The 11,051-nt window shown below is 48.8% G+C and carries 9 protein-coding genes; 1 reads left to right on the top strand and 8 read right to left on the bottom strand.

The genetic code is table 11. The annotated features are described in order from the left end of the window. The first annotated feature begins 171 nt into the window (after positions 1-171). Positions 172-354, top strand: coding sequence for a hypothetical protein (locus tag JQN73_RS12475; RefSeq protein WP_205319105.1), 183 nt, complete (start codon positions 172-174; stop codon positions 352-354). A gap of 262 nt (positions 355-616) precedes the next feature. On the opposite strand, the gene JQN73_RS12470 is transcribed toward JQN73_RS12475, so the two are convergent. From JQN73_RS12470 to JQN73_RS12435, 8 genes are all read right to left on the bottom strand, one after another. Next, a complete protein-coding gene (locus JQN73_RS12470; protein WP_205319104.1) occupies positions 617-2,065 on the bottom strand; it encodes a hypothetical protein in 1,449 nt (482 codons plus the stop codon). A gap of 460 nt (positions 2,066-2,525) precedes the next feature. Next, a complete protein-coding gene (locus JQN73_RS12465; protein WP_205319103.1) occupies positions 2,526-3,287 on the bottom strand; it encodes a YdcF family protein in 762 nt (253 codons plus the stop codon). Positions 3,288-3,416: 129 nt separating this feature from the next. After that, complete coding sequence (gene waaA, locus JQN73_RS12460) at positions 3,417-4,718, bottom strand: lipid IV(A) 3-deoxy-D-manno-octulosonic acid transferase (RefSeq protein WP_205323339.1); 1,302 nt, start codon at positions 4,716-4,718, stop codon at positions 3,417-3,419. Further along, positions 4,718-5,587 (bottom strand): Kdo hydroxylase family protein, encoded by an 870-nt coding sequence (locus JQN73_RS12455; RefSeq protein ID WP_205319102.1) that lies wholly within the window; start codon positions 5,585-5,587, stop codon positions 4,718-4,720. The genes waaA and JQN73_RS12455 overlap by 1 nt, the downstream gene beginning before the upstream one ends. Positions 5,588-5,643: 56 nt before the next feature. After that, positions 5,644-6,669, bottom strand: a complete 1,026-nt coding sequence (waaC, locus tag JQN73_RS12450) for a lipopolysaccharide heptosyltransferase I (protein ID WP_205319101.1) — start codon at positions 6,667-6,669, stop codon at positions 5,644-5,646. A 21-nt stretch (positions 6,670-6,690) separates the two neighbouring features. Beyond that, positions 6,691-8,085 carry a phosphomannomutase/phosphoglucomutase gene (locus JQN73_RS12445; protein WP_205319100.1) on the bottom strand — a complete coding sequence of 465 codons (1,395 nt, stop codon included), beginning with the start codon at positions 8,083-8,085 and terminating at the stop codon, positions 6,691-6,693. 324 nt (positions 8,086-8,409) lie between these two features. Further along, positions 8,410-8,730, bottom strand: coding sequence for an H-NS family nucleoid-associated regulatory protein (locus JQN73_RS12440; protein ID WP_205319099.1), 321 nt, complete (start codon positions 8,728-8,730; stop codon positions 8,410-8,412). A gap of 339 nt (positions 8,731-9,069) precedes the next feature. Continuing rightward, positions 9,070-10,998 carry a nucleoside-diphosphate sugar epimerase/dehydratase gene (locus tag JQN73_RS12435; protein WP_205319098.1) on the bottom strand — a complete coding sequence of 643 codons (1,929 nt, stop codon included), beginning with the start codon at positions 10,996-10,998 and terminating at the stop codon, positions 9,070-9,072. Positions 10,999-11,051: the final 53 nt, after the last annotated feature.

Here is an 11,051-nt window from a genome sequence, read left to right as displayed (position 1 = left end):
TTTTTTATGTTTAGGCGGGACGCGCCACGACGCAGTTAAGACAAACTCAATAATCGCTGCTGAATAAATCAAAAGCATCTCGTCTGGAATAGGCTTTATGGAAGGTACTTGCCAAATCTGCAGAAATAAAATATTTATATTCAGTTCCTCGCAAATTCTGTCTAAGTATTTATGGGCCCGAAGCCCGAAACTCCACAGTCCGGGCAATTATTTGGCTTTCCGTTGATAGCCCATTTGAACCAACATCATCCGCTGATCCTTTTCGTTGCGTTAATTAACTGGAAAGCCATTTATCTGGTAGCCCCTGAGCCGGTCCCGTTGAAGCGCGGTCGGCCAGAGGTGCTACGTAAATAAAAGCCGCGAGCGTTAAGCGCTCAAAGGCGCGCTGGGTGATGCGATGCACGCGATTCTATGGGGTGCTGTCACAACTTGCGCATGATGCTGGCAAGCTTAGACTTTTTTGTGCCAATTACGGGAGCGTCCTCTTGCCGACTGTTTCAAGTATCGAACCTAACAATTTAATCATTTTGTTAAAAAGCTGAATTATTCAAGCGCCACTAACCATTCCCATCGGCATGGTACATCTCTCGCCAATGCAAAAATGGCGGAATTCCATTTATTGCCCAAATCGATATGGAGGGTTAATGAACGGCTCCATGGAGGACATCGTGTTAGTCGACACGGCGAAGAAGATTATCGATAGAAATCCAAATCCGAGCAAAACTGGTATCCAATGCTTTTTCACGTAAAGAGTCATCTCCATAGCGAATGCGTTAAATGCGATGGTGCAATACAGAAGCACATGCAACGGCAGAAAAAATCTTGTCTCCACGGCGCCAGGAAGAATCGCAAAGATCGGGAGTAGTAAAATAAAAGCACATATTGGCCAAATAATTTCTGCAGAAGCGCGATTTTCAGAGAGGTTCGTGCTTGAAGCCGGTCCTGTCGTCTTCCATACGTCATAACGAACTAACGCAGAAAAGAGCCCCAGAGCAAGCACGAAGAAGTTGAGAACGGCAAGTTTGTTGTTCACCCCCTTTGAATTTTTGACATACACCTCGCCGTCTCGAAGATCGAGTCCGTTAACGAAATGCCTACCATATATCCCAAGAAAATCCACCGGATGCCGCATGACAAGCGAAATGTAATTAGCGATCGTGACTGAGCTCTTTTCAAGACTTTCCGACACGAATAATTTCTCTCCGGCCTTATCTATAAAGTAACGGCTAGCGGATGGTGACGTAGGATCAATTGTTGTTTCGTATCTTTGGATCGTAATGCCCCACATCAGTTGGAGAGCGAATAACGATTTTTCAGTATTTTGGGAGATAACCGCAGGGTTCCACGTTCCATGTGTCGATTGATTGATAAAGCTTTGAGGCAAGCTAACAAGAAGTAAGCCAGCTACGAACGCTAATATGCCTGACAATCGATTTCTTTTCGACTGAGCTGAAAAGAAATAAAGTGGCACCGCGCAAAAAATGCATAGAAGGGGAAACAGGTAAATGGTACGCGTATTGTAGGCACCTGCAGCAAGCACCCCCCCCAATACCGCATAGCCTCCTGCAGTAATGCGTGTTACAGCAGTTTTTGCACTTAACAGAGCACTTATGGAGCCAATCAGCAAAAGAAATGCAGGTAGATCACTAAGGGGGTAAATGATCAAGCCAGGGAACAGGATGGCGATCAACAACGGAGTAATAAGCCGCCTTGAAGTGGTCAGTGTTCCGCCAAAAATTCGGACATAAAATGCTGGTAGAACACTCGTAAGTAAGTAAGCGTAAATGAAGGCCGAAAAAAATCGGTATGAGTAATTTTGATAATATTCAAATATATTGGAAAAAAAATGTGCGGGCAATAATAATAATGGATAAAAATAACCGCGAATTTCCTTTGGATAGTTGAAGAAAATTTTCGGATTACTTAGTTCCCAATAGCCTTTGGCATCCCATGGAAAATATTGAACATCGTGAATTTGATGAAGAATCAGAAAAATGGCCATGGCTATGATCAATGAGCAAAGCTTACTGCGTGGCGAGCAATCAATTCGACTATTTTTTTTCATTTTTTTGCGTGCATGTAGTTAGTGTATTAAGTTCTACCAATGGGGTGCAGTTTTGTGTAAAGGGATTTCATTCAAATCCTCGTCATCCGCTCTTAGAACTGGGTCGTGAAGCGGTTAAGCGCTCCTGTCCAGTCCAGTAATGGCATTGTCCACTCTTTGCTGATGTTGTTAATCAACAGATATTGCTGACGGCCTCAGCAATGGAAAATGAACTGCGGGTTTTGATGCCTATGCTCAGGCCCATATTAATCGATTCGACAGCATCGGTAGTGCAAATGACCTAGCGGGCTTCGGCGGGGCATGCGAAGAACAATGGCGTGATTCGAGCCTAATTCCATCTCGATGAGAGGATTTCAGGTTTTTTTTTATTGGCAACCATGCTTAATTTAATTTCACCAGTTCAGGATCGGGCTTAAAAAAAATTGGGACAGAAGACGTTAGGAGCCTTATTAAGTCAACCTCAATAACGCAATTTATACCAGGTAACACCAATCCATTCATGCAAGGCGTAATAGCTTCGTCGCAGCCCTTCTCCGCTTGGAATAAAATCCAGCAATGAGAGACGACTGCGACTAAAAAATACTGTTGGCGCTGGTGTCACGTCAAAGCCGCTAAGCTTAAAAATCATCTGCGCGCGCGGCATGTGAATGGCGTCCGTCACTAACAGGATGTGCTTCACTTTTTGCTGCGACAGAATTGTGTAGGAGAACTCGGCATTTTGCGCGGTATTGTCTGAGGCGTCCTCCCGCCATTTTACCGGCGTATCGAAATCTTCCGCCAAAGTGCGGGCCATCACGGCTGCTTCTGACTCACCGCCGCCTTCGGGCGTTCCCCCAGTGACCAACAGCGGTAAACCGGTTTCCCGATGCAATTTCGCCGCATACCGAAGACGCGCTAACGTCACATAGCTGGGGCTATCAACAGCGCCATATTCCGGCGCACTTTCGATCCGGCCGCCACCGAGCACGACAATAGCTTCGGCCTGTCCTATCGATCGAATGTCGAGAATCGGGATCTGATTTTCTAAGGGTGCAACAAACAGCAAGGCCCCGGCTTTGGTACAGATCACCAACAAAATACCGAGCGCGCCGATACTTACCGATAGCCCACAACGCGGCCAGCGCCGCCGTAAAACCAGCCCCGCAAAACATAACAACACCAGGCTCGTAGGCGGAAGCAAGAGCGTACTGATAACGTTATTGATTAAAGGAACAATATGCATTATGAATTTTTTGAAGATTGTGACTATCGTTGTGGAATTTTTATGTTCGCGTGACTGAGCAAGTTCGCCCAGCCCCTCTTTCGAAACAGAACGACAGCCCTACAAAGCAGATTCAGATTTACGGGCCGACTACATCAATAAAGCCAACAACGCCACCGTACGTATCGTCGCACCACGATGTAGCTGTGCAAAATCGCTGGCATGTCGTCCCATAATCTCCCGCTCCTGGTCGGCGCTCAATAATTGGATGGCGATATCCAGCATCGCCCCCGCATCCGTTACCCGCAATGCCGCGCCGGCAGCGATCGCTTGCTCAGTCACCGCTGCAAAGTTAAAAGTGTGAGCGCCAATCAGAACCGGCTTACCAACCGCACAAGCTTCGATCAGGTTTTGGCCGCCCAATGGCATCAAACTTCCACCAATAAAGGCGATATCCGAGGCGCCGTAATAAGCAAACATTTCCCCCATCGAGTCGCCCAGCAATACCTTAACTTTCAGATCAAGCGGGCCCCCGCCCAAAGTCGAGCGGCGCATCACAGGCAATTTATTCGCAGCGATCAAATCCGCCACTTCGTCAAACCGTTGCGGGTGACGAGGAACAATAATTAACAACAAGTTTTCGACAGAAGGTGAGCCGTTCTGACGGCCGAGTGCAGTGAGGACGAGCGCCTCTTCGCCCTCACGAGTGCTAGCGCATAGCAGCACCGGTCGGGCACCGATTTGCTGACGCATGGTAAGACCCATGCGCACCATATCATCGGAAGGAGCGACATCAAATTTGAGATTACCGGTAACCGTGACGTTGCTGGCACCAAGCTGCTGCAGTCGGTGCGCGTCTTCTTTGGTCTGCGCCCCGACGCAAGAAATTCCTTGCGCAGCTTGCGTCATCAGCGTCTCGAATTTTTTCCCGCGACGCAACGAACGTTCCGATAGCCGTGCATTCACCAATGCCACAGGGACCTGATACCGTACGCATTGTGCGATCAAATTTGGCCAGACTTCGGTTTCCATCAGCACACACAAGCTTGGTGCAAAATGACGTAAAAATCGTCCCACCATCCAGCCGGTGTCATACGGAAGAAAGCTTTGAACAATGCGCGGAGACGCGCCAAACAGCGCTTGTCCTGTAGCACGACCAGTCGCGGTCATATGCGTCAACAAGATGGTGTGCTGGGGATAATCGGCTAGCAGCAAGTTAATCAGCGGCTCGGCCGCCCTCGTTTCGCCGACGGACACTGCATGCACCCATAGCAACGATCGCTTCGGCTGTCCGAAAGCGTTATCACGTTTCGGATAAAATCCCAGACGCTCGGGAATATGTTGCCGATAGCCTGGCTCCCTGCGGCCACGCCACCATAGCCGACCCACCGCCAGGGGAATGATTAACCACCACACAAGGGAATAAAGGAGGCGATACAAATGCGCCCGCATCAAATCAGACTGTGGCCGGTGAGCCGCGTCAAAATAGCTAAGGGACTGGCACTAGAGTCGTATTGATTTGCCGCTGGCAAGTGCAAGGTCTGCTCCATCATATATTGCCCCGACATCACCGCATGCGGCGTCTGATCGGAAAAACATACCCATACTGATCCAGCTGCAAAAGGCATCGTTACTTGCGGTCCGCTGCGCTGATACTCCATGTCCGACTTCATACTGTCATGCAATTGCAACATCAGGTGATCGTACTCACTGCGTAAAGATTTAGTCACGTGAAGCGCGTTCATCAATTGTGCCTGCCAACGGGAATAAGCCTTTGCTCGGGGAAGAAACCGCTTCGCAACATCTTCAAAAGGCTCTCCGACTCGCCATACACGCGGCAACTCATCAGGATTCAGATTGGCAAATACACGCAAAATGCGTTCGCCGTAATTTGGCCGGGACGGAAATGCGTCGACATGCATCCGTTTGTCATCCGCACGCCAGGACTGGGCACGCGTTTCAACTTGCATCGGGCGATAGCTGGTCGGTGCCAAACGGACGACATCGCTATACGCAGGTAAAAGAGACGCAATTAATTGCCGCGCCTGGCCGCGAAAACGCCCCACCATCGCAGCCATCGTGGCCTGATCCAGCGCATCTCCAAGGACGCCTTTTATGACGCCATCGGCATCCAGGCTTATATTGCGGCTTTTGGGATCGAGGATAGTCGGTGATAAAAATCGCCGTTCATCCTGCGTGAGGTTGAAAGCAAGACGTGGAAAATAGAGTACCTTCCCCGCTTCAAGCGCGGCGATCCATGCCTGGTTGAGGGCGGCAACGTGCCAGTCGGCGCAGTCTATTTCGAGTATTTGTTGTTCCATCGCTGTATTATGAAGGGTTGTGTTCGGTAACCGATAAAGTTATTAGCCGATTCTGCTCAGGCCAGAAATCCAAAGGGTGCGCCCAGGTCGTTCTTCGACTCAAGGAGAGTCCTCACCGCGCCTGAGACTTCCTCAACCGTTGGTGCAATCCCCTCATCCCCCAAATTCACGATACTCGCCGACCAATCCCCTTCCGTTTTCCAACGTGGGGAGTCGCAATACAGCTCGATAGTCGGGCGGGTAAAGGCGGCTGCGACGTGCGTCAGGCCAGTATCGACGCCTATGACCAAGGATGCGCGTTGAGCAAGCATGACTGCTTCCATCAAAGGTAATTTGGGTAGAACACGCGCATTAGGCATATTGGCCGCCATCTTCTCAGCGGTTTGTTTTTCAGCCGCATTGCCCCAGGGAAGTAATATTGCGACGTTGCGATCGGATAACTGTTGCGCGATGCAGATCCAGTTGGCAAAAGCCCATTGTTTTTCAGCGCGGGCGGTACCGTGAAAAAAAACGGCATAAGGAGTATCAGGCAACCATGTTGGTGAATGACCTGGAGAGATAAACGGGATTTTCAGGTTGAAATCGGCTGGCCCGTCTACGTTATATCCCAGCGCCTGCGCCGCAACCTGGCGGGCCCGTAAAACTGCATGCGTCCGCAGTCCCACCACAACGCTTAAGTTGTGAAAAATGCGCGATATCGGCTCATACCCTGATCCCTCCGTCGCATTTGCCAGCCCGACCCGCTTCCCTTTTGGTGCCAGACGCGCCATCCGCATGACGACGCTGGTCTTTAGCAGTCCCTGCGTATCAAAAACGAAGTCATACGCATCCTGCTTGAGCTGTTGCCTAAACTCAGACATCTCCGCCCTGGTAGCTGCCGTGAACAGGCTTTTACGCCAGCGCCGCAAAGCGAAGGGAATTATTCTGCGCACATCCGAATTAAGTCGTACCAAACTCGCGTAGCCTTCTTCGACCACCCAATCAATATTGGCATCGGGGTAGTGGCGCCGTATATCCGACACCATTGGCATGTTATGCACCACGTCGCCAAGAGACGAAACACGAACAATTAAAATATTCAAGCGGATGTTCAATAAAAAAAATTAAAAAGGCAAATTTGCATCTGACTTAACCGCCAGAATCACGCGCTTGAATTCTGCTTGTATCCGTGCCAGTGCAGCATCCGATTCGGCCTCAAAGCGCATGACTGCCACCGGTGTGGTGTTCGATGCCCGTACCAATCCAAAGCCGTCCGGATACTCAACGCGCAAACCATCGATCTTGATGATGTCGTCGGCACCGGGAAAATCCGCTTGCTGCTGCAGCGCTGCAATCAACGCGAAGTTTTCGCCTTCGGCCAGAGTGAGTTGCAATTCGGGGGTACTGGACGATTGCGGCAGCGCATTCAGAACCGCCGATGGATCGCTCTCGCGGCTGAGTAATTCCAGCAAACGAACGCCGGCATACAAACCATCATCAAAGCCATACCAGCGATCTTTGAAGAATACATGTCCGCTCATTTCGCCACCCAGCGGCGCACCGGTCTCACGCATCTTGGCTTTCACCAACGAGTGACCGGTCTTCCACATCAGCGGCTTGCCACCGTGCTGGGCAATCCATGGTGCCAGATGGCGCGTGCATTTGACATCATATAAAATTTCCTGGCCGGGATGCCGGGTCAGCACATCAGCGGCAAAGAGCATCAACTGCCGATCCGGATAAATGATCTGACCGTCTTTGGTGACCACCCCCAGTCGATCGCCATCGCCATCGAATGCCAGCCCGATTTCTGCATCGGTCGTTTGGAGCGCCCGAATAACATCTTGTAAATTTTCCGGGTGCGCAGGGTCCGGATGATGATTCGGAAAGGTGCCGTCGACTTCACAAAACAATTCCTGCACTTCACATCCTAATGCGCGATACAGCTCTCCGGCGAACGCGCCGGCTACCCCATTGCCGCAATCGACCACGATCTTCATCGGCTTCGCCAGCGTAACGTCGCTCAGAATCCGTTGCAGATACGCGTCCTTGATATCGTGGGTGTTGTAACTCCCCGCCTGCACGGCCTGTTCAACCGATTTTTTTACCTCATCCGAAGTGATCGCCTGATATAAGGCCTGAATGGTCTCGCCATAAATTGCCTCGCCCGCCAGCACCATTTTGAAGCCGTTGTAATCGGGAGGATTGTGACTGCCGGTCACCATGACGCCAGATTGCGATCCCAGCACATGGGTCGCAAAATACACCATGGGCGTAACGACAATGCCCAGATCGATCACGTCCACACCCACGTCTTGCAATCCTGCTGCCAGGGCCGCTGTCATTTCTGCCCCGGATAAGCGGCCATCACGCCCGATCACAACGGTCTTTTGATTTTTGGCAAGGGCCGCCATACCGAAGGCTTGCCCGATCTGGCGTGCGATCCCGGCGTCAAGCGTTTTACCAATGACGCCGCGGATATCGTAGGCTTTGAATATGGAGTTTTGGATTGGGAGCATAGATTTATTTCGACAGTACGAAAATTGATAATGGAGTCTATGACCGCTAAAAATTGGTGAAAAGTGACGACCAAGTTCAGGGAGAGTGACAGCAATATCGTGCGCTGTCGCATCACTCCGGGCGATCAACCGTTTGTCTTTGCGTGAGTACGCAGCATTGGCGATAGGACCCATCAGCCAAGCATACATTTAATAAGATTACTCCATCGCGCGTTGTTGTAGTAACAATTTTAGTTACTCATTTCAGCTGCTTAATCGGACGCGAAATTTGATAATGAATATTAAAGTGAAAGCTCAGAACTTATAAAGAGTTGTAAGGCAACGTTATACGTGTAAAGCGTCAAGCGATTTACCTGAGGAAACCCACTCTTGTATCCACTTTGGCTGACGACCACGTCCCGTCCATTGCAATGAAGCATCAGCAGGATTGCGGTAACGCACTGCAACTTTATTTTTTGATACGTAATTTTTATTCTTTGGAGGCGTACTCAATAAATCCTTTAAAGAAATACCTGCGCTTTGGGCGATGGCTAAAATCTGATCACGCGCTTTCGTCATTTCTTCGCGCTCGCGATCCTTTAAACTTTGCTTCACTTGTTCCTGCAAAACCCGTAACTGGGCAACCGTTAGGCCTGACAAATCCATAATTACTCCGCTAATTTAAGGTTAATTGAAAACTGCACATGCAGTTAACACTTGTGTTCGCTGGAAAAATTCCACTAATTACCTTATTGAAAATTACAGCGAATTGCCCCGAGATCATATTATGCATCGTCGCGGCATTCTAAAACTTAAAATCGAAAACTAAGTTTATCGTAATGAAAAAGATTTACCAATTTTTCAAAGTCGATGCATCCAACCAATAATTTAATAAATAAAAAAAACAGGGAATTCATAATCAGAAGAGCTTTTATTCTATTTTTCATACAAATAAAGACAGATAATTATTCTCTCAACCAGAGCAATAAAATTCATAAGGAGGCCTTAAGCAGCGCGATCTTTATTCTCTTGAGCGCTCCAGATGAAATCTGCGATTTCGCACTGCGGTGTATATTCGGCCACTGTACGTAAGAGTATTGCTCGGACCTCTTCATAATTAAACTGGTCGCATGCGACATCCAGCTTCGCCAATAAATCCTGCAATACCACCCACGGGATCTCCAACTCCTGAGCGCGCATGATGAGGGGATGTTCCGTTCCCTCCACGTGCTCACCAATGAGAAGCTCTTCGAACAGCTTTTCACCGGGACGCAAACCAACGTGGTTAATTTCAATCGTACCGTCTGGCGTAGCGTCGGATAGCACTTCAAGCCCGCTTAAATGCACCATGCGCTTTGCCAAATCAACAATCTTTACGGGATCACCCATATCAAGGACGAATACATCCCCTCCCTCGCCCATTGCACCAGCTTGTAAAACTAATTGTGCGGCCTCGGGGGTTGTCATAAAATAACGCATAATCTCTGGATGCGTCAGCGTAATAGGCCCACCGCCAACGATCTGCTTACGAAATAGCGGGACCACCGAACCAGAAGAACCCAGCACATTACCAAAACGCACCATGCAGAATCGGGTCCGCGATGGTGACCTCGCCTGAAGGCGCGAAAAAGCCTGCAATATCAACTCGGCAAAGCGCTTCGTCGAACCCATAACGTTGGTAGGCCGCACGGCCTTGTCAGTGGAAATCAAAACAAATGATTTAACGCCCGACGCCATTGCAGCTTTCGCCAAACTCAACGTACCAAAGACATTATTTCGAATACCTTCAATCGGATTATGTTCAACTAACGGAACATGCTTGTAAGCGGCAGCGTGATAAACGGTTTCAACCGAAAAGGTGCGCATGATGCGCTCGCATTTATGAGTATCGAGTACCGAACCAAGAAAAGGCAACAACTCCAGCTCAATCCCCAGATTCTGTTTCAGTTCAGTCAGTTCCTGCTCAATCGAATATAATCCGAACTCTGACATTTCGAGCAAAATTAAATGCGATGGGTGTTGCCGGATAATTTGACGACACAGCTCAGACCCGATTGATCCGCCTGCTCCCGTTACCATTACCGACTTATTTACAATGCAAGCCGAAATCAAATTAGGATCTGGATCCACTTGGTCTCGCCCTAACAAATCTTCAATTTCGATTTCCCGAATATCCTGAACGCGCAGTTCACCATTAATTAAACTCTTTATGGGCGGCGCTACCTTAATCTTTACTTTAAGTGGCTCAAGGTGATCGAGAATTCGCTTCTGCTGCGCCTTACTTTGCGATGGTATCGCAACCAGTATTTCTTTGATATCGAAGCGCACTATGAGGTCACGCAACTCCCCGGCCGAAAAGACCCGAATTCCTGCAATAGTGGCATTGTGCAGTTCTTTTTTATCATCGACAAACGCTACGGGCAGATATTCGTTACCGGTGCGTAAGGCAATGGCAAGTTGCGATCCCGCATGACCAGCGCCATAAATGGCAACGCGCACTGCGCCAGCATTTCCAATGAAACCGCTTAGTTGCAGCAGATATGCACGAGCAATAAACCGACTCGCAGCCAAATAAAGTATCGTGCTGATCCAATATGTCCCGAACACAGCACGGGAATATCCGCCCGTCTGCGTGAAGGTTGCCAAGGCCGCTAATGTAATGACGGAAAGCGAAACTCCCAGCACAACGACATAAACAATTTTATGATCTATAAATCTGATGACCGCCCGATATAAACCCAAGCGAATAAAAACCGGGATTGAGATTATAGGGGCAGCGATAAGTAATAACTTGTATTGATTTAGTAAGGCAATATTGAGGTAATCGTAACGTAGCCAGATTGCCAGACAAAATGTTAAAGGTAAAAAGACGACGTCTAACGTTACCGCGATAAGCTGCTTATAAATCCGCGATAAATTTAGAAACCAGATCATATAAAAAATTCAATCAAAGGTAGTAAATAAATAATGATCGGAGGTAACAAACA

The sequence above is a fragment of the Glaciimonas sp. PAMC28666 genome (assembly GCF_016917355.1).
In the GTDB taxonomy this organism is placed as follows: Bacteria; Pseudomonadota; Gammaproteobacteria; order Burkholderiales; family Burkholderiaceae_D; genus Glaciimonas.
This window is presented reverse-complemented; position numbering and strand designations above follow the sequence as displayed.